Raw genomic sequence first — 20,315 nt, forward strand, 5'->3', positions numbered from 1 at the left:
ATCAGATCATATCGATACTCTTTTTCGCAGGACATTCCCACCCCTCGGGAATGTCCTTTTCGCTTACAGAATAAGCTCTTATCATGAAAGCAGAACCGCCCAAATCGAACTATCCCTCCCGGGCAGTAATCGGGAGGGATAGTTGTATCATCTGATTGTTACTGATACTCCGCATTGAGGAACATGGGCTTGATGGCGACAACCTCATCGTATTCCTCCTGCGAGACTGTGACATCCGCGTTCAGCGCCTTCAGGTCAGCCTTCACAACGTCGAGCGCCTGCGCGGCAGTCACTGCGCGGCCATCCATGACAGCACGCTGCATACGGCGCAGCACAACCGGATGTGCATAGCGGGCTGGCAGCGGGAAATTCAGATAATCCGCAAGGTAAGCCTGCATTTTCTCCTGTGCCTGCGCATCATTCTGCATGATGGAGGTACGGTTATTGCGTGCTGTCGGCAGGACGCTGAAGCCTGCAAACGTGAATATCGCGGCAAGGCCGAACAGCGTAAAATAAATCGAAAACGAGCCGTGACGCACGAAAGAAACGATACCGTAAGCCAGCGCCGCAAATCCCAGCAGTGTGATCGCCATAGCGGCCCAGCGGTAGCTGCCGTTCGTGCACTGAAAGTTCCGGCGGCGTTTTGCGGCTGCGCTCAGTCGTTCGGCCAGCTCAGGACGGCGCTCCAGATAGTCGATTGCGTTATCGAGTGCCTGCACGGTTTTCTCCGCCTGTGCGCTCATCGGCGGACGATTGCGCTCTTCTTCCTCCCGGCGGGCCTTCTCCTCGGCAATGCGCTGCTCTGCCGCCGCGCTGACACACGGAATAGACGGGTGCTCAGCTCGGATAACGCTCAAAAACTCATCGACCTGCTGCTCATACTTGAAATTGCACACCTTCTGTCCGCCGTCGAACTCCACGACCAGATAGGACAGCGTGGCGAAAATGCCCTTGCCGGAAAAGCCGCCCTTGCTCATCGCAACGCGCTTGTACACACGCGTTACCATAGAAAACGGAACATAATACCGCCGGTCAATAAAAAAGCTGTTCAAATAGAGGGCATGCCTGCCGATGCCGCACGGACCGATTTTCCGACAGGTTTTTCTATCCTCGGCAAGCGCCGCGTCATCAATGCGCCCCGCGCTGAGCGGATAAGGTTTCAACATTTTCCGTCACCCCGCAAGTATCGTTATGGATGGCCGCAGCCGACCGCACAAAGGAACAGCCGGCTGCAGCAATGCTATTATATTCAAGCAGATTTCTTTGCGCTGCGCTTCTTGGTCGCACGAATGAACAGTGCGAGCAGCAGTGCCGCGAATACAATACCGATCGGGTACGCCACTGCGGTATTGTAGATTACCGTGCCGTCCGCTGTCTTGCTGTTCAGCAGGCTGCCGAGGCACTCCGGTGCGAGGATGAAATAGGTGCAGGAAACTGCACTCATGAACGTAGCCGGAACAGCTGCCATCCAGAAGTTCTTCTTTTCGGTGAACAGGTACATAGCCGCTGCCCACAGAACGATCATAGCGAGCGTCTGGTTGGTCCAGCTGAAGTAACGCCAGATAACCGTGTAGTCGATCAGACCGGTCGCATTGCCGATGCCGAGGATAGCGCCGATACCCAGTACCGGGATACACAGCTTCAGGCGGTTTGCGTACGAACCCTGATCCATGTGGAACCAGTCGGACAGCGTCAGACGAGCGGAACGGAATGCGGTATCACCGGAAGTGATCGGGCAGACAACAACACCGATCATGGCCAGAGCAATACCAACGCCGCCCATGGTCTTGGAGCATACATCGTAGATCGCTGCGGACTGACCGCCTGCCAGCGCTTCCGCCAGACCGGTGTTGAGCCCGCCGGTGACCTCATACAGAGCACAGCCAGCTGCCGCCCAGATCAGTGCGATAATGCCTTCGGCTACCATTGCGCCGTAGAATACGAAGTGACCCTGCTTCTCGTTCTTCATGCAGCGAGCCATCAGCGGCGACTGCGTGGAATGGAAGCCGGAAATTGCACCGCATGCAACCGTGATGAACATGAAGCTCCAAATCGGCGTGCCGGACGGATGCATATTGTACAGGTGAGACCAAATCTCCGGAATGGTGTAATTCGGGTTGGTGAAGATACCGATGATAACGCCGACCGCCATGATGATCAGGCACATGCCGAACAGCGGGTATATCTTGCCGATGATCTTATCAATCGAAATAAAGGTTGCAATAAAGTAGTAAACCAGGATGACGATCAGCCAGAACAGCGTGGTCGAAAGCACACCGGACATACCGTTGTTCTTGCACAGTGTAACAATCAGACCGGCCGGACCGACTGCAAATACCGTGCCGACCATAATCAGCAGTACGACCGAGAACACACGCATGATATTCTGCATGGTGTGACCGAGGTACTTGCCGGTAACCTCTGCGATGGAAGCACCATCATTTCGCTCACTGATCATGCCGGAGAAGTAATCATGTACGCCGCCGGCAAAAATGGTGCCGAATGTGATCCACAGGAATACGACCGGGCCCCAGAGGGCGCCCTGCAGGGCACCGAAGATCGGGCCAAGGCCGGCGATGTTCAGCAGCTGTACCAGAAACAGCTTCCACTGCGGCATGACAACGTAGTCAACGCCATCGTTAATACGAACTGCCGGCGTTTCACGATCATCCGGGCCAAAGGTTTTGTCTACAATTTTACCATAAGTAAGATAGCCGGTGATCAATAATAATAAGCATACGATAAAGCTGATCATATTATCTCCTCCTCTATACCGGCTGCGAAAGCATGGTTTTCGCATGAAAATTACCGAAAATCCTACTTTTTTCATTTCTCTTTTCTCTTTTCGGCAATCTCTATTATGAACCTATGATATAAAAACCTCAAGGGACAATATGTTATAATTTTAACAAGAAAAATTCGTTGAAATTTGTTTCCTTTAGAAAAAACTATCAGCGCAATAAAATCCCCCGACCAATGGCCGGGGGATTCGTTCGTCCTTACAGGAAAGTATTTACTTTTCCAGTTCGGTCCAGTCACGAGTTTCGCGGATGGTGGTCCACTTCTCGTACTTATCGTCCTTGCTCTTATCCGAGTATGCGTGGCTGTTGGTGGCCTCCTGCACAGCGAGATAGTACCATGCGGAAGCATCGGAATTATCCGGCCACTTGATCATGCTGTCGAGCAGATCGCTGCTGTTCTCGGGCAGACGGTTGAGTACGCGGTTGACAAGCGTCATCGCCTCTGCGCGGGTGATATACTGGTTCGGACGGAACGTATCATCCGGATAGCCATTGATCCAGCCCTTGTTTGCGGCGATACCGATCTCATTCTTTGCCCAGTGAGATGCAATATCCGTGAACTTCGAGGACGTATCCGTGTTCTTATCGTCGAAGCGAGCGGCGATTGCGGCAAATTCCGCACGGGTGATCGGCGCATTCGGCGCGAACGTGCCATCGTTATGACCCTTTACAATGCCCATCGAGGACAGCGTGGAGACAGCATGGTTAAACCACTGACCACGCGTCACATCGGACAGGCTGTTGGACTGGGTGGAATTTGCGGTGCGGACTTCCTCGGTCAGCAGACGGAAGAAGATGGTTGCCACTTCTGCGCGGGTGATGTTGCCGTTCGGCTCAACGTTGCCGTTCGGGTAGCCGACAATGTACGCAAAGTGGTCATCGCCGTTCAGACCGGTCGGTACATCATCCGGAATGGTAACGGTGGGCTTGTGGCTGCCGCCGCCACCGCCGCCGGAGGATTTTTTCGTAAAGGACCATACGCCGTGCAGCGTAAGGTCTGCGGTCAGCTGCTGCTCGCCGGTCAGAACCGTACCGTCATCCTTTTTCCAGCCGTTGAAAGAGAAGGTACCGTTCACGCCGTCCTTCGAGCCGGACACGCTGGCCGGAACCTCTGCAACGGTATAGCTGCTGCCCTTAACCAGCGTCTGCTTTGCCGGAGCGGTATAGCCTTCCGGCAGGTCACCGGTAACATCATACGTCAGCGTGTACATCAGCGGATGCGCTGCCTTGAGCGAAATAGCGTGCGAATCCTTTTCCACCGGGATGTACTCGTCAGCTGTTTCCGCCGTCCAGCAGCCGATCTGCTCATAGCTACCCTGAGCAGCATTCCACTTATTCCAGCCGTCATGATACCAACCGGTAATCTCCATATTGTCGGAGGACAGAATGCGGTCGCCGCTCATGTCCTTTGCATTCGGGAGCGTAAAGATCGTGCCGCTGTAGAAAAACAAATCGTCACCTGCGGTCGCTGCGGTGTTGTTATACACTTCGCTGTTCGCCGCGATGTTAATGTTGGACGCACTCGCGTAGATGCCGCCGCCGTAGCCTGCTGCGGTGTTGTTATACACTGCGCTGTTCGCCGCGATGTTGATGTTTGCAGCATTATAGGCGTAAATCGCACCGCCCATATTAACTACTGCATTATTATCGTGCATCACAGCACCGGACTGAAGATCCACATTGATAACCGCCGAGCCAGACTTATAGGTAAAGATGCCTGCACCGCCGGCAGCAGTATTGCCGCTGACAGAGCTGTTCGTTACAGTGACATTCAGTTCCTTAGCTATTGCATTTGCGTAGATGCCGCCGCCATAGCCGGTTGCCGTATTGGCGTCGATTGCCGTACCGTTCAGCAGGCGAATGTCCGTGTTGCAGACAGCAGTACACAAAGCCAAGATACCTGCGCCGCTCTGTGCCTTATTTTCAGAAATCGAAACACCGTCAAGTTCAATCGTTCCTGCGCTGTAAGCTACGATTGCGCCGCCCTGGGTTGCGCCGTCGTTATTCAACAGCTTGGAATTACGGAGAGTCAGATTAGAGGTTGTGCCGACATACATACCGCCGCCGATACCGTTTTCAGGGTCGAGAACCGTATTGCCGGAGATTGTGGAATCGGTGATAAGGTGGTTGTGCTCGCCGGAACAGCCTTCTTCTGCTTCGTTCGGCGTATCGCCAAAATAGATACCTGCACCGAATTTTGCGGTATTATTCTCAAAAAAGGACTTTGCAGCGTTCAGCACAGAATGTCTCAGAATCATACCGCCGCCGCAGTCCGGAGCGGTGTTCCTCTCAACATGGCAGCCGTCCATGGTCAGAGAACCGTATCTAACCAGAATACCGCCGCCGTCACTGCTGCTTCCCGTAACGCTGTTTTCGGACACGGTAACAATCCGCATGGATACATCTGCGTGCGACGCATAGATACCGCCGCCGCCGACTTCGCCATTGCCGTTGCCGCCGACTGCTTCATTACCCGTTATGGTCAAATCTTCGAGCTGAACAACTGCGCTGTCGATTGCGAAGCCGCCGCCATTCTGCGGATTCCTGCCGCCGGTAACCGTACCGTTTTTCACGGTAACCTGCGGTTTATCACCGGAAATGGTCACAACCGCCGCATTTGCATCACCCGACAGCGTAAACCCGCCGAGGTTGAGCGTCAGAGACTTATTGATGGTGATATTCTCCGTAACATCACGGAGCAGAACGATGGATTCGCTACCGTCTGCTGCAGCAATCGCGGCAGCAACAGTCGGATACTCGTTCTCGCCGATCTTTGCAGCGTTTTTCGGTGCTTCCGGTTTTGTCGGAGTTTCCGATTCTGTCGGGTTCTCCGATTCTGCCGGAGTCTTCGATGTGGATGTGCTGTCTCCTGCAGTGGTGTTCTCATCTGCAGGTTTTACGTCCTTAGAAGACTGGTCTTCCGTCTTAGGCGCTTCGGAGCTTGTGTCCTTAGGAGACTGACCTTCCGTCTTAAGCGCTTCGGAGTTTGTGCCCTCAGAAGACTGACTGTCCATCTGAGACACTGCGGGATTTGCGTTTGTTTCATTTTGAGCAGCAGACTGAACCTGCTCCTGCGTTGTCATTTCTTTCTGCTCCGTTTCATCCGCTGCAAATGCGAACGGAGACATCGTCAGCATCATGGATGCCGCCAGAATGCTGGCTAAGAATCGATTATTTTTTCCTGTTTTCATCATGAAAACCCCTCCTTCAATAGTAAAAGACTACTATGAAGAAGCTGCATTAGGAAACCGGCTGCCATGCGGAATACCTTCCGTTTAGGCCCTTGGCTTTGCGAGACCGGCTTTCACCGGTGGTGCTCTTGTCTGTACAACTTACTCCTTATCGAGTAGCACAGATGGTTGGTTCTTTTTGAAATGGCTGTTGGCAACGCAGAATGGTTGTTCAGTCTCCAAATAAAATACCCCCTTTACAGCGCGCATAGCTCTGCAAGGGGGTAACAAAGTACCTTTGGCAACCGGCTGCCATGCGGAGAAAAAACTCCGTTTAGGCCCATCTGGCTTTGCGACACCGGTTTTCACCGGCTGTGCCTTTGTCTGTACCTGTATCCCTTTACGGAAGTCATGCACAGAATTTTACGATCTTTTCTGTCGACAGACACGCTGGACTGCATACACAGTCCTTTGCCTGCGCAGGACAGAAATCCTCCGGATCCTCTTCTTCAGTATACCATAAATGCCCGCGAATAACAAACAAATACTGTAAAAAGCGAAGAAGGATTTCAATCCGGAATCGTTTTTATGCAATAAATCGCCGCTGATCGGACATAAACACATCCAATCAGGACCATTTGCATACAAAATAAAATAGAAAAGTGTTAAGCCGCAGCTACTGCAAGCGCATCGCTGGTATTGGTGTAGGTCAGCGGAGATACACAGTCATGCAGGGTTTTTGCGTTCTTCACGCTACGGGTAACCGCGTAGGTCAGGTCGATCTGATACCACTTGCCGTTCAGGTTTACCTTGTTCCAAGCGTGGTAGCTGGAGCCGGCATAGCCCTTGGTCAGTGCACACGGGATGCCCTGGCTGCGGCACATTGCTGCAAACAGCGAGGAAAAATCGTAGCAGATACCGGTAGTGCCCTTCAGGGTAGCGGCGGTATCCGGGATGTACTTGGTGATCTTGCCGCTGGTGATCTCATTCGCCAGCTTGTTATCATAAGTATAACGGCCTGCCATGTAGTTGTAGATGGCGATAACCTTAGCCTCATCGGTCTTGGCGTTCTTGCAGAGCTCAGCAGCCTTAGCGGATACCGTGTCGCCCTTGGAGAACTGAACTTCGGAAGTGGAGACCAGATACGGGGCGTAGCTGTCCTTGACGGTTACGTTCATGGACTTGGACTCGACCTGCTGATAGGACGTACCGGAAACGTTGCGGTACAGCGTTACAGTGTACTTGCCGTTGCCCTTATCGAGAGAGAAGGAAGCATCCTTGCCGCTCGGGCAATCATAGAATACGGTCTTGCCGCCGTTGTACTGAATACCAACCTTGAGTCTTGCGCTCGAGGAGTAGTTTACGGTAACATAACCGTGGGTGGAATTACTCATATCCACAACATCATTTACTGCTGCTGCGGTAACGCCCATCGAGAGGGCAGTTGCTGCAAAAACTGCGCATACAATACGAAAAAGCCGCTTCATATCCGGCGATCTCCTTTCGGTAACTGGCTGCCAGCCCTCTCGATGAGGGGTAAGGCCCTATAGCTTTGCGTCGCCACCTTTCGGTGGGTTTGCTATTATCGTTTGAGATGCGGTCAAAGCGACTGCATCATCTTCTTTTATCCTCACTATAGCGCATCTATCGTGTTTTGTCAACAGGGTTTGACAAAAAAAGAAGAAATTATGACACATTGCCGCAGATTTACCGAAAACATGACCTTTTTTCGCTTCTTTCGCTCATATTGCAGCGGTTTGACCGGGAATGCAGCTCGCTCCAAAGCGTGAGATGGCGGCAAAAAATCGGTAAACAGACGGCGGTAGGGGTATTCCCCTGCCGCCGCTTTCCATCGGTTGATTTGCTTATTTGCTGCCGTACATTCTGTACAGGAACGTAACGATCTGTGCTCTCGTGCAGTTGTTATGCGGACCGAACAGACCGTTTCCGATGCCGTCGGTGATGCCCTTCTGCTCTGCCCATGCTGCCGCATCAGCGTAGTATGCATCGGCAGGTACATCGGTGAAGGCCGCGCTGCCGCTGACCGCCGGACTGCCTGCCGCACGGTACAGGAGCGCTGCGCCTTGTGCTCTCGTGCAGATGGTGCCGGGTGCAAACGTTGTATCGCTCGTGCCCTCGGTAATGCCATTCTCAACCGCCCACGCAACTGCCTTGGCGTAGTATGCATCTGCCGGAACATCCGCGAAGCTGCTCAGCGCCTTCGGTTCAGGCGAACCCACCGCACGCCACAGGAAGGTTACGATCTGCGCTCTGGTGCAGGCAGCGTTCGGAGCGAACAGCGTGTCGCTCATACCGCCGGTAATGCCCTTCTGCGCCGCCCAGAGGACTGCATCGTAGTAGTAATCCTCCGCGTGCACATCGGTGAAGAAGTTGAGCATGGTATTGTCGTCCATAAAGACCGCCTTCACCGTGACCTTGCCCGCCGGCATGACGAAGGTGTACTTTCCGCCGCCCTTGTCGGTCAGTTCGAGTGCCTTTCCGTCCTTGTCCAGCACGGTCAGGCTTTCGAGGGTGTAGCCCTTGTCGGGGGTTGCCGTGATGGTCACAGTGTCGCCCTTGGAGGCAGACTCGGGAGATACGGTGACGGTGCCGTGCTCATAGATGCCGGTCGGGATCTTGGTGTCGGGAATGGAGACGCTTCCGCCGCCGCCTCCTCCACCGCCGCCGGACGAGCCGCCGCCGGAGGTGGAGTCTGTGATGCGAATGATAATCTTCTTTTCCACGATCACATTGGTGTCTGCGTTGACCGCAGCACAGATCAGAGTCATCGTGCCCTCCTGATCACCAAAGCTGAGTGTATTTCCGCTGATAACGGCGTGCGTATCATTCTTTTCCAGCGTCCATCGTACAGAAGCCGGATAGGCCGCCAGCTCTTCCGGAGTAAAGGCCTTGCCGAACTGATCGAGCGTCGTTACCTTAACTGCAGACAGATCCAGCGTAGTGTTTTTCCGAACAGACGACGGAATTCCGTCTGCGGTAATCGCAGTCAGCCGTCTCGGGGCATTGACCGTCAGCGTAATGTGGTTACTCTCGATGTCGCCGGAACGGGCGTAGATCTCGGTCGAGTCCTCCTTCAGTGCCTTGAGCGTTCCGTTTTCGAGCGAAACCACATCCGACTTGGAGATAACCCATTCAAAACTGCCGCCGGTCATTTCTCTGCCATACTGATCGTAGCCGGCAGCGGTAAACTGATCTGCAAGAACCGCATTTTCATCCAGCCGCAGGACAAAACCGTCCTTCATGTCGGCGCGGATTGTCTTGAGGGTCGGCTGCTGCTCGACCTTAACAACGACATTCTTTGCAGTCTTGCCGGCAGAAGCAGAGGAGGCTTCCAGAATCACATCCGCATAGGAGGCATCCGGGACACTGCCAACCGCAACGAGCAGTTTTCCGTTTTCAATCGTGGCATTGGTCTGATTAGTGTCTGCCAGCGTCCACTCGATGTCCGATGGAATTCCACAGGGATTGCCGTGCTGATCGCGTGCCAGCAGCGGAATGCGGGACAGATCATACTCTGCGCCCTCTACTGCGGCGGGAGCGCCGTCATTATAATACAGCTCATTCAGATACGGCTTTGCCGTCACCTGTACGGGCAGCGGCTGTGCCGTCCGATAGACCGTTTCGCCCTGCTCGTCCTGTCCGACCGGATAATACAGGGTAACCGTATCCGTGCCGACTACAAGACCGGTGATTACGCTGCCGCTGATTTCGGCATAGCCCTTGTCCGTGGCAAGCCGCCACTCAAACAGGCCATCGTCAAGCGTCATGTCCTCGCCGTACTGATCCTTGGCCTCCACATTGAGCGTGCTCAGGTCAAAGGTGTTCGCCGTATCATCATTATAGATGAGATTGGGAATCGTGCCGTTCACGGTCAGCGTATCGAGCTGCCGTTCGGGCAGAACCTGCAGCGGTACACGGTTGGATTCCGTGCCGTTCACTACGGCATAGATCTGATAGGTTCCCGGTGCGGTAAACTCGATGCTGCCCGTGGTTTCGTCAACCGTAATGTCATCGTTTGCTTCTGCATACCACTTGACCTTGCCGGTTACATCAAAATCGTTGCCGTCCTCGTCCAGAGCGGTCACAGTCAGTGCGGAAACATCGGCGGTGTTGCTGCCGTCGTTGAAGTAGAACGGCTCAAAGCTGCCCTCTACCGTAACCGAGGAAAGCACAACGGGCAGGATGGTCAGTTCAATCCGCTCGCTGTTGAAATTATCCGTTGTTTCGATCGTATCCTTCGGCTGATAGCGCAGGAACAACTGTGCTCCGTCATTCGGCTTGAGCGCTTTGAGAACAGGGTAGCCATTGCGGTTTGTCGTGACCTCGGCATACTCCGAAGCGTCGTTCAGACCTTCGTCCACGACCGTCCATTCGCCGCTCAGGCGGGGATTGAAGCCGTACCAGTCCACGTCGTGTTCGTTTTTCGCCTCGACCTTGATGCTGTCCAGACGCAGGCTTTGCTGCTCGTACAGAGAAACCTGTTCGGTATCAGGCACCAGACGATCGAGTGCATAGATTGGGTACACCTTCTGCGGGGTGATGACGGTGTTCTTAGATGTATAGTGGAACGAACCGAAGTACGGTGCAACCGGCTGACCGGAGCACAGCTGATCAGCTGCCGTCTTGAATTCGCCCTGATACAGGCTGTTCATATCCAGACCGTCGGGGTCATAGCCGGAGACATTCCGGTTCTGGATGCGGGCATCCAGATCCTCGATCGCACTTCTGCCGTTCCGGCCGAAGGTATACTGCTTAAACTCCCGGCCCTTCCAGTGGTCTATCGAGCTCATGGTTTGATGATAGCCGGTAACCGAGAGAAGCATGGTCTTATACTTGATGCGCACTGCACCGGTATAAGGAATGGTCGTTTGCAGGTCGGTCACATCGACATTGATGTCGAGACCCGTATGCGCCGGCAGCGGTACGGAGATGGTATCCGTAATAGACTGTGCGTAGGACTCCTCCTTGCTGCTCTCGTAGGTCTTTTCCATGCCATAGGAGTAGGAAAAGCTCTGCTCGACCTTGGCGGTGGGCGAAAGCGCAGCCAGAACGGGTACGCTGAATTCGACGCCTATCGTGGTCTCCTCGGTCCAGTTCTGCGAATAGGTATTGGAGACCGTGGTCGAGGTTGTAGTGCTCTTTTCATAGGTATAGCTTTTCTCGACCGTGTTTTCGAAGTCGTTGCGGTTTTCCGCCGTCACCTTGTAGCTGTCCGAGCTGCCGCCCAGATTAAACTGGTAGCCCTTCTGCTCGAGCGACGCCGTTGTGTCGTCCGCCGCGATGGAGGGCGTTTCAAACCGGTCCGCAATGCCTTGAATTTCGAAGTCGTAGAACGCCTGCACATAGTAACCGTAGCCGGTGCATACATAAGAGTGATGGTTATCGCGTTCCTTCTCCGCTCTGGTAGAGACATAATAAACCGGGGTTTCTTCTTCCGGAAGTCTGTTCAAAACACCCGAGCCGCTCAGAACCGCGCTCTGGTCAACGACGCTGCTGACAGCATCCCGCAGACCCTTGGATGTGTACTGTACCTTTGCGTAATCTGCCGCAGTCAGAGCGGTATACGGCTCATGATAGCCAGATTCATTGTTGTCGTTATAGTACGTTTTTGGCAGAACATTGTTCGCAATAGCCGCCCACTTCTCCGCAAATTCAGGATTCCGGATCATCTCCTGCAAAATCTGCTCCTGTGTGCCCGGCAGATTGTAGGTGTCCGCGGCATCAAAGATCTCCCAGTCGTTTTCTGCCGTCACGGCTGCCCCGGCTGTTGGGGGCAGCATCCCTATACACATCGCCATCGCCAGCAGGCCGCACAAACCTCGCCGTCGTATCATCTGCTTTTTACTCATACCATTTTCCTCCTTTTCTGTGTCAGTGTTCCTGCTCGGCCATGGAAAACAGCTCGTTATGGCTCATCTCCACATCACCGAAGCGAACAAAAATGCCGTTTGTCACCGCGCTGTTCCACACCTGCGGGTCGGAAAGTGACCGGAATCGGAATTTATCCAGATAGGGCTTCATATCCAGCAGCAGGCGGCTGCCGGAGATAAAATCGACCTGCAGAACGTGGTCGGTCAGCGGCTTGACTGACTGAATGTATTTCCGGTCCAAATGCGTACCTCCTCTCGCCTACACAAAATAAAAGGTTCACCGTACCTATAGGATACGGTGAACCTTTCAAAAAAACCATTCACAAGTTGTTAGTTTTTATCCGCAAGCAGGTCGAGCAGCAGCTTGCGCTTTGCGCGCGGCTCTCCTGCTATTTGCAGTTTGGTGTAAATTTGATTCACATACTGCCGGATACTGCCCTCGGACAGATACAGCTTTTCCGCAATCTCGCGGTTGTTCAGCCGCTGTGCCATCAGCCGGACAATCTCATATTCCCGCTCGGTCAGCGCCGACAGGGCTTCCGGACGATCAAATCCGGCCTTTCGCCGCTCTGCGGCTTCTCCCAGTTCGATGATCTGCGCAACCGGTCCGGTTTGCAGCCGCTCTGCCAGCAATGGCTTGAGATAGCGATAATTCTCCGCAAACGGAATGACAAAGCCGTCCGGTTCCGCGTCGGTCAGTGCCTGATCGAGCTGCGCCTGTGCCTCCGCATGCTTACCCAGCATTTCATACGCCGCTGCCGTCTGGATTCGGATATGCATCGCGACCAGTGCGTAGTGCATGCCTTCGCACACAGCAAGCAGTCTTTCGCTCCGGCCAACAACACGGGCGTAGTCGCCCTGTGCCAGACCGACCTGATTTTCGATCATCTCGATCATCGGCTTGCCCGGTGCAAGTGTATGCACGGTTGAAAGCCTGTGCGCGCGAAAAACCTCCGGAATCTTGTCAGTTTTGCCAAGCAAAGCGTAATAATACGCCGCAATCGCGTTCCATAGGTTCAGCCAGGAAGCATTGTGCTGCCGCAGCAGCTCCGCGTGCCGCTCAGCAAGCGTGCAGTGATACTTTATCTCCGCAAACAGCGACAGCCGCCACGCCAGAAAATCACAGCACAGCGCCATATTGGCCTGTCCGTTGTCCTGAATCCGGGCGCACGCGCTTTCGAGTTCGATATGTGCATCCGTTAAGCGTCCCTGCAGGAACGCCGCCTCGGCACGCATGATGGTCTCGGCACCCTGACCGTGATTGCCGGTGATTTTATAATAGTGCGGCATGCACTCGTCCATCTCGGCAAGCTCGCTCTGCAGCTCGCCCGGTGCGCGGTAAAACATCATTAGCACGGACGGCGAGCCGAAGGTCCAGCCGCCGCCGGACTGGATGCTGATCGCCTTCCGCGACATCTGCGCGCTGGCACTCCGGTGCAGGCGGCTCATGGCGCTGATATCGTTGTAGCAGAGGAAGCTCATAATCAGATCGCATTCTCCCCGCAAATCGCCTTTTTCCTGTGCGGAAAGCGCTGTATTTTCGGAAATCGCCGTCAGCAGCAGCTCCTTCAGCTCCAGCATTTTCGGGATATTGCGCCAGTTGAACATACTCCGCATAAGCACCAGAATCGCTAGCGGATGGCTTGCGAGCACAGCCGCCGGGCATTCGTCCAGCGCTGCCAGCACTGCCTTCGGGTGCAGCGAGGAAAGCAGAATGCCTGCATCCTTCTGCAGCGTGCGCAGCATCGCATCGTAATCGCCGTTTTGCCGGTACTCGGTCATGGCATGCAGATACAGCCGATGATCCTCATACCAGATGCCGAGCCGCCCGCGGTAGACGGTCTGCCGCTCCTTCGGCATGGACAGGAAGGTGTGCAGCGCGCATTCCTTCATCATGTGATGAAACCGGTAGGTCGCGCCGTCCGGCAGACGCTTGACAAACGCATTCTGCCCGGTCAGCGCGGCAAGCAGGTCCTCGGCGTGCGCGTCTGCCATGACGAACTGCGCCATTTCGACCGTAAATTCGTCGGCAAGTCCCATCACCGCAAGGAATTCCCGCTGTTTTTCGGGCAGCGGATCAATCATCGCAGCCGTAAAGATGGATGAAATATCCGAATTCGGGTCCGGCAGCACACCGTGCTCGGAAAACATCCGCAGATTCAGATAAACCGCCGAAAACCAGCCCTCGCTGTAATACAGCAGCGTATCTATCTGCTCGTCGGAAAGCGCGGTTCCACACCGCTTGGTATAGACCGCCAGCTCGGTATGGTTAAGCCGAAGCTGCGCCGTGCCGATCTGGTACACCTTTCCGCCCAGCCGGACAAGCTCTGCCGCCGGCAGAAACAGGTCACGGCTGGCTAAAATCAGATGAACATTGGGCGGCAGCCGTCCGGCCAGCGCACACAGGAATCCGGGTGCGCGCTTGTCGGTCAGCAGGTGAAAATCGTCAATAAAAATATAGCAGGACTTCTCACCGGTCAGCGCATGACACAGATCGTCGATCAGCAGTCCTCCGCTCGCTCCGTCGGTCGGACAGTCGTATTCCCGCAGAAAGGCAAAGCCTGCACGCGCAAAGGCGTCCTGCACACTTTTCCAGAAAATCGCAAGATTGCTCGAGTACACACTGATGCGCACAATGTACGGCGCCTCGGCTCCGGCACGTTCCGCGAGATACCACTCCACCGCCGTCGTTTTGCCGTATCCCATGGGTGCAACCACGGTCGTCATGGCACAGCGCGAGATTGGCCGCAGGCTCTCCTGCAGCCGCTCGGATATGTAGATCGTGTTCAGATTCCATTTCGATTTTGGCATGGCGCGCACCTCCGAATACTGTAATGTACTCTCCTGTCCGTTGTACTGTCTAAATTATACTGGATTTCAGAGCGGGTGTAAACCGTGTATGCTGTTAAGGCAGCGCGTATATATGCCCTCAATTTGAGCGTCAAGCCGCTTTTCCAACCGGCAGTGTTACCAGAATTGTTGTTCCCGTATCTGCGCTCTGTTCAACGCGCACTGTGCCGCCATGCAGCCGGACAATCTCCTGCACGAGCGCCAGTCCCAGTCCCACGCCGCCCATTGCGCGGCTACGCGACTTATCCACGCGGAAAAACGGCTGAAAGATGCTGTCCCGGTACTCCTCGGCAATGCCCGGGCCGGTATCGCGCACGCGGATTGCCGCCTGCCCGTGCTCCTGCTTGACCGACAGCTCCACAGAGCCGCCCGTGCGGTTGTACTTGATGGCGTTCTCGGTCAGGTTGAACAGCACCCGATACAGCAGCACATCGCTGCCGGTGAGCTGCACATTGTCGCCTGTCTGCGTGAGCGTGATGCCGTTTTTCTGCGCCAGCGGCGTCAGATCGACCAGCACTTCCTCGGCCATCGGCGCAAGGTCGATGCAGTCCGTGCGCGGCACGGATTGCAGGTCGCTCATTTCCAGCAGCGTGCGTACAAGGGCGCTCAGCCGCTCGAGCTGTTCCTGCTCAAAGCGCAGCAGCGCGGCTGTTTCGGCATTCATCTGTGGATGCTCCGCCGCAAAAAGCTCGAGCCGTGTCTGTATGAGCGCCAGCGGCGTGCGAAGCTCGTGCGCCGCATTGCCGGTGAACTGCCGCTGCGTGTCAAATGACTGCGCCAGACGGTCGAGCATGGCGTTGACCGACCGGCTCAGCTGCCGGAACTCGGCGGTCGTGTCCTCGGACAGGCGGGTGTCGGTCAGGCTTTCCTCGTTGATCTGCCCGGTCTGCCGCGCAAAATCGCCCAGCGGCTTGAGCGCCCGTCCGCTGACGAAATACGCGATGACGGCGCTCAGCAGTGTCACCAGCGCGGTGATGCACCAGCCCATGCGCTCGAAACGCACCTTTTCCGCACTCACCTGCTGAGAAAAGCCGCTGAAGAACGCCTGCATATTCTCTTGGGGTATCTCAATGGTCATTTCCTGCTGGTTTCCCGTTTTGTACTCCACCACAAAGCCGTTCAGCGCATCCATGCTGTCCGAGCCGGAGTAAAACAGCAGCAAATTCAGGCTCACGCACGCCGCCGCGATGAGCAGCGCAGTCAATATCGTGATGCGCCACTGCACAGAAATTCGTTTGCTCATTCGCCCGCTCCGATCTCGTAGCCCTGTCCGATCTTATTGCGAATCGGGTCGTATCCCAGTGCCGCGCGCAGCTTTTTTCGCAGCGTGGAGATGTGTACGCGGATGGAATTGCTGAAGCTGTCCACGCTGCTGTCCCAAACGTGCTCGATGAGCTCCTCCTGGCTGACCGGCCGCCCGCGATTGAGCAGCAGATATTCCAGAATGCCGCTCTCCTTGCGCGTGAGCGACAGGGCCTGTCCGTTCGCCGCAGCGGCGCGGCTGCGTGTGTCAAATGTCAGCCCGCCGCACCGCAGGCACACATCCTGCTGCACAAATCGGCGGCGTGTCAGGCTGCGTACCCGCGCCTCCAGCTCCTCCAGATGGAACGGCTTGGACAGATAATCGTTCGCACCGGCATCCAGTCCGTCCACCTTGTCGGAAATTTCGCTTCGCGCCGACAGGATGAGCACGCCGGTCTCCTGATCATGCTCCCGCAGGGTACGCAGCACCGTCATACCGTCCACCTTGGGCAGGTTAAGGTCGAGCAGCACCAGATCGTAGCGCTCCACCGCCAGCAGCTCGAGCGCCGCCTCCCCGTCAACACAGGTGTCCGCCTCATAACCGGACAGGCGCAGTTTTTTCGCAATATCTTCGCACAGATCACGCTCGTCCTCTATCACCAAAAGCCGCATGAGCTTTCCTCCTTTGCATTTTCATACCTTTATTATATCAGACAGGGATAAAATTTGTGTTAACGAAATCTGTTGCAAAAAATTTTTGTTTTTTTAGCACCTTAACACAGATTTTATATCCCGTGCGATATACTGGTGTCAACAACTTCGAAAGGGGCATAACAATGCTGAAGCACAGAACCGCCGCCCAGCTCTTCCTGCTGGCAGTCGGCATTGCAATGATCGGGTTCGGCCTGTGGAGAGGCGAAGCCGATACGGTATTATCAAAGGCGATCCGCCTGTGTATGGAGTGTGTTGGGATTGGATAAGAGAAATATTCCGGTTTTAGCCCGCTTTCGCGGCTGGATACAGGCAGCAGCGGCTCTGCTGACCAATATCCACCTGCCGAATTTTTTGCAGGGCAAATTATATCAGGGCGGCGGCAAGGCGGTCTGCGTGCCCGGCCTGAACTGCTATTCCTGTCCCGGCGCGGCGGGCGCGTGCCCGATCGGCGCCTTTCAGGCAGTCGTCGGCTCGTCGAAGTTCCGGTTTTCGTATTACATCACCGGTATCTTGATCCTGCTCGGCGTGCTGCTCGGACGGTTTATCTGCGGCTTTCTGTGCCCGTTCGGCTGGTTTCAGGAGCTTCTTCACAAAATCCCCTCGCCTAAGCTGTCCACCAAAAGGCTGAAGCCGCTCCGCTATGTGAAATATGCGGTGCTGCTGATCATGGTGGTGCTGCTGCCCGTCCTCATCACGAACGAGCTCGGCATGGGCGACCCGTTCTTCTGCAAGTACCTGTGCCCGCAGGGCGTGCTCGAGGGCGCGCTGCCGCTGGCGGCAGTCAATTCCGGTATTCGTGCCGCGCTCGGCGCACTGTTTACCTGGAAAGCAGCCGTTCTGCTGACCGTTATCGTGTGCAGCGTGCTGTTTTACCGTCCATTCTGCAAGTGGCTGTGCCCGCTCGGCGCGTTTTATGCGCTGCTGAACCGCGTTTCACTGTTTCAGATGCAGGTGGATACGCATAAATGCGTATCCTGCGGCGCGTGTGCCAAAGCCTGCAAAATGGATGTAGACATCACGAAAAACCCCAATCATGCCGAGTGCATCCGCTGCGGCATGTGCATGAAAGCCTGCCCGACCGGTGCTATCTGCTACCGCTACGGTCTGGGCGATAAAACCCAAACGACTGACAAAGGAGAAACTATCTAATGAAAAAGAATCGACTGATCGCATTTGCCCTGTCCGTAAGCCTGCTGCTCGGCGCATCCGCCTGCGGCAAACCGGCAAAAACCGTCTCCGAGCTGATAGCGGAGGAAAACGCCATCCTCGACCAGCACCAGGAACTGTGGACAACGGCTCTGAATTCGCTTGACAAGGACAATCTGGCGCAGAGCACCCAGAGCACCAACTACGCCGATGTGCTCGATCTTGCGATTAAAAACGTCAAGGACCAGCTCTCGGACGAGGACTACAAGACGCTGACCGACGATGCCGCCAAGGTCCGCAAGCTGGAGGACCAGCTGCAGGAACTTCCGCCCGAGGAAGGCACCACCACACCCGCCAGCGACGCGTTCCCCGCTTTCGAGGGCAAAGACCTGGACGGCAACGCTGTGGACAGCAGCTTGTTCGCTGACAACGCGTTTACGGTCGTGAATTTCTGGTTCAGCGGCTGCAAGCCGTGCGTGGCTGAACTTGGTGATCTGGACAAGCTGAATCAGACTGTCAAGGCTCAGGGCGGCGAGGTTATCGGCATCAATACGGAAACGCTCGATGACAATGCGGATGCCATTGCTACCGCTAAACAGATTCTGCAGACCAAGGGGGCATCCTACCGCAACATTACCTTTGCATCCGGCAGCGAGGCAGGCAAGTTTGCACTGAACATCATGTCATTCCCGACCACCTATGTTATCGACCGGAACGGAAAAATCGTCGGTGAGCCGGTACTCGGCGGCATCACGAACGAAAACAGCATGAAGCAGCTGCAGGAGAATATTGACACCGCGATTGCAAACGACGGAAAATAACACCCGAGTGTGATTGCCGCGACGGATATATCAATTTCCAGCCGAGCGATAATTTGGAGCAAAGCGTCGTAGATGACGTGGAATACATCAGAAATCATCCGCTGGCAGCCTCCAATATTCCGATTTACGGTTATATTTTACGATGTAAAAACAGGCAGGCTGATCGAGGTTGAAAAGACAACGGAGATTGGCAGGGCCAAGTAAACGCCAAAGAGAAAAGCCGCAGACTTTCGTCTGCGGCTTTTGCGTGCCTGCGGAACTATCCACGAAGATATGCACAAACCTGTGGATAAATTTGAGGACGGAACTTTTCCTTGTTTCTCCTATATGGTATACTAAAATTATACAAGCGAAAATCGCAGGAAAAAGAGAAACACGAGGGATAAACATGGGACTGTTTTCAAAACCGGAGGTTGTGATTGCGAAAGAATCCAGCAACGCAAAGGAGTATCTGCGGCAGCTGGAGGAGCTGGCGGAAAAGGCAGCCGGAGAAAACGCGAAAAAAATCGCAAAAGAGATTGCCGTGGTGAAAGCCGGTATTATCGGTGAGGATAATATTCTGTTTGAGCTGAAAAACAGCGGTATGGATATGGTTGTGCTGCACGATTTGTATATTGAAAGCGTGTCCGGTGCCTCGGCACAGATTGACTTTCTGGTACTAACTCCAAAGATTAACTTTGTGTTGGAGTGCAAAAATCTGTTCGGCAATATCGAGATCAACAGCAAGGGCGATTTTATCCGCACAATTCGCTGCGGCGGTCGGTACTATAAAGAGGGAATTTATTCGCCGATTACGCAGAATCAGCGGCATTTGCAGGTGCTCAAGGAACGAAGGAGCGAAAATGACGGCAAAATCCTTGCCGCATGGAAGAATTACTTGTTTAAGGACTTTTTTAGGGGCTTAGTCGTGCTTGCCAACCCGAAAACTGTTGTCAACGACCGATATGCGAAGAAAGAGGTCAAGGAACAGGTCATTCGGGCAGACCAGTTGATTGAAACGATAAAACGGATGAATAAGGCGTCCAAGGAATCGGCTTCTTCCTTGAAAGATTTGAAGGAAATGGGTGAGCGGTATCTGCAGATGCACATTGAAAAGCCAATCACCTATATCGAAAAATTCAAGCAGGAGGAGCTGGAGGACCAGCCTGCCGCCGAGCAGCCTGCACTTATCGAGCCGGCTAAGCCGGAATTGCCTGAGAAAAACCGCTGTCCGAAGTGCGGCAAGCCGCTTGTCATGCGGGAGGCCAGACGCGGTGCGCATGTCGGCGAAAAATTCTGGGGCTGCACAGGATTTCCTCAATGTCATTTTATAAAGAAAATCGTGAAAACCGAAAACAAATAAACAGAAAAGCGGCATGACTTGCATCATGAACTGCACCCCATTTGTTAGACAGTATGGTATACTATCTAACAAGTGGGGTGTTTTGCTATGCCAAAAGGAGTACCGAACAAACGATACACAGTGGAATTCAAGAAGCTGGTGATCGAAACCATGCAGGAAGAGAAATTGAGTTACAGCGAAACCTGCCGACGATTTGATGTAAACAGCAGAGATCAGATCAAATCATGGGAGCGAATCTACCTAGAGGAAGGGCCGGAAGGCTTTGCCGTTGAACGGCGTGGCCGCAGCAGTAAGGGTCGTCCGCCAAAGCAGTTGCCGAAGCAGGTAGAAGAAGATCT

14 protein-coding genes and 3 riboswitches are annotated in these 20,315 nt (G+C 54.5%); of the genes, 5 read left to right on the forward strand and 9 right to left on the reverse strand.

Going from position 1 to position 20,315, the window contains the following annotated elements; all coding sequences use genetic code 11:
- Positions 1-158: 158 nt before the first annotated feature.
- The 9 genes from C7386_RS12110 to C7386_RS12150 all read right to left on the reverse strand — a co-directional run bounded on the left by C7386_RS12110 (position 159) and on the right by C7386_RS12150 (position 16,626).
- Positions 159-1,166: an ATPase P gene (locus tag C7386_RS12110; protein WP_116705617.1), complete on the reverse strand. Its 1,008-nt coding sequence runs from the start codon at positions 1,164-1,166 to the stop codon at positions 159-161.
- Between the two features lie 83 nt (positions 1,167-1,249).
- Complete coding sequence (locus tag C7386_RS12115) at positions 1,250-2,755, reverse strand: carbon starvation CstA family protein (protein ID WP_116705618.1); 1,506 nt, start codon at positions 2,753-2,755, stop codon at positions 1,250-1,252.
- Between the two features lie 258 nt (positions 2,756-3,013).
- Positions 3,014-5,995, reverse strand: coding sequence for an S-layer homology domain-containing protein (locus C7386_RS12120; RefSeq protein WP_116705619.1), 2,982 nt, complete (start codon positions 5,993-5,995; stop codon positions 3,014-3,016).
- 46 nt (positions 5,996-6,041) lie between these two features.
- A riboswitch (cyclic di-GMP riboswitch) is annotated at positions 6,042-6,129 on the reverse strand.
- Between the two features lie 139 nt (positions 6,130-6,268).
- Positions 6,269-6,360: riboswitch (cyclic di-GMP riboswitch) on the reverse strand.
- Between the two features lie 276 nt (positions 6,361-6,636).
- Positions 6,637-7,458 (reverse strand): transglutaminase-like domain-containing protein, encoded by an 822-nt coding sequence (locus C7386_RS12125; RefSeq protein WP_116705620.1) that lies wholly within the window; start codon positions 7,456-7,458, stop codon positions 6,637-6,639.
- A 15-nt stretch (positions 7,459-7,473) separates the two neighbouring features.
- Positions 7,474-7,562, reverse strand: a riboswitch (cyclic di-GMP riboswitch).
- A 274-nt stretch (positions 7,563-7,836) separates the two neighbouring features.
- Positions 7,837-11,841 (reverse strand): S-layer homology domain-containing protein, encoded by a 4,005-nt coding sequence (locus C7386_RS12130; protein ID WP_116705621.1) that lies wholly within the window; start codon positions 11,839-11,841, stop codon positions 7,837-7,839.
- Between the two features lie 22 nt (positions 11,842-11,863).
- On the reverse strand, positions 11,864-12,103 hold the full coding sequence (locus C7386_RS12135; protein WP_110435615.1) for a DUF2442 domain-containing protein: 240 nt from the start codon (positions 12,101-12,103) through the stop codon (positions 11,864-11,866).
- An 89-nt stretch (positions 12,104-12,192) separates the two neighbouring features.
- Positions 12,193-14,673: a helix-turn-helix transcriptional regulator gene (locus C7386_RS12140; RefSeq protein WP_116705622.1), complete on the reverse strand. Its 2,481-nt coding sequence runs from the start codon at positions 14,671-14,673 to the stop codon at positions 12,193-12,195.
- Between the two features lie 130 nt (positions 14,674-14,803).
- The gene (locus tag C7386_RS12145) at positions 14,804-15,955 is read right to left on the reverse strand and encodes a sensor histidine kinase (RefSeq protein WP_116705623.1); all 1,152 of its coding nucleotides are present in this window, start codon (positions 15,953-15,955) and stop codon (positions 14,804-14,806) included.
- A complete protein-coding gene (locus C7386_RS12150; RefSeq protein WP_116705624.1) occupies positions 15,952-16,626 on the reverse strand; it encodes a response regulator transcription factor in 675 nt (224 codons plus the stop codon). The genes C7386_RS12145 and C7386_RS12150 overlap by 4 nt, the downstream gene beginning before the upstream one ends.
- 164 nt (positions 16,627-16,790) lie before the next feature.
- Between C7386_RS12150 and C7386_RS12155 the strand changes: the two genes are divergently transcribed.
- The 5 genes from C7386_RS12155 to C7386_RS12180 all read left to right on the forward strand — a co-directional run.
- Positions 16,791-16,934, forward strand: a complete 144-nt coding sequence (locus C7386_RS12155) for a CD1871A family CXXC motif-containing protein (protein WP_110435619.1) — start codon at positions 16,791-16,793, stop codon at positions 16,932-16,934.
- Positions 16,927-17,817 carry a 4Fe-4S binding protein gene (locus tag C7386_RS12160; protein WP_116705625.1) on the forward strand — a complete coding sequence of 297 codons (891 nt, stop codon included), beginning with the start codon at positions 16,927-16,929 and terminating at the stop codon, positions 17,815-17,817. The genes C7386_RS12155 and C7386_RS12160 overlap by 8 nt, the downstream gene beginning before the upstream one ends.
- Positions 17,817-18,635 carry a TlpA family protein disulfide reductase gene (locus C7386_RS12165; RefSeq protein WP_116705626.1) on the forward strand — a complete coding sequence of 273 codons (819 nt, stop codon included), beginning with the start codon at positions 17,817-17,819 and terminating at the stop codon, positions 18,633-18,635. Before C7386_RS12160 ends, C7386_RS12165 begins: the two co-directional genes overlap by 1 nt.
- A 388-nt stretch (positions 18,636-19,023) precedes the next feature.
- Positions 19,024-19,977, forward strand: coding sequence for a nuclease-related domain-containing protein (locus C7386_RS12175; protein WP_116705627.1), 954 nt, complete (start codon positions 19,024-19,026; stop codon positions 19,975-19,977).
- Between the two features lie 87 nt (positions 19,978-20,064).
- On the forward strand, positions 20,065-20,315 hold a 251-nt coding region (locus C7386_RS12180), incomplete at its 3' end, for a helix-turn-helix domain-containing protein (protein WP_133241601.1).

Origin of the sequence: Agathobaculum butyriciproducens (genome assembly GCA_003096535.1) — a bacterium.
Lineage (GTDB): Bacteria > Bacillota > Clostridia > Oscillospirales > Butyricicoccaceae > Agathobaculum > Agathobaculum butyriciproducens.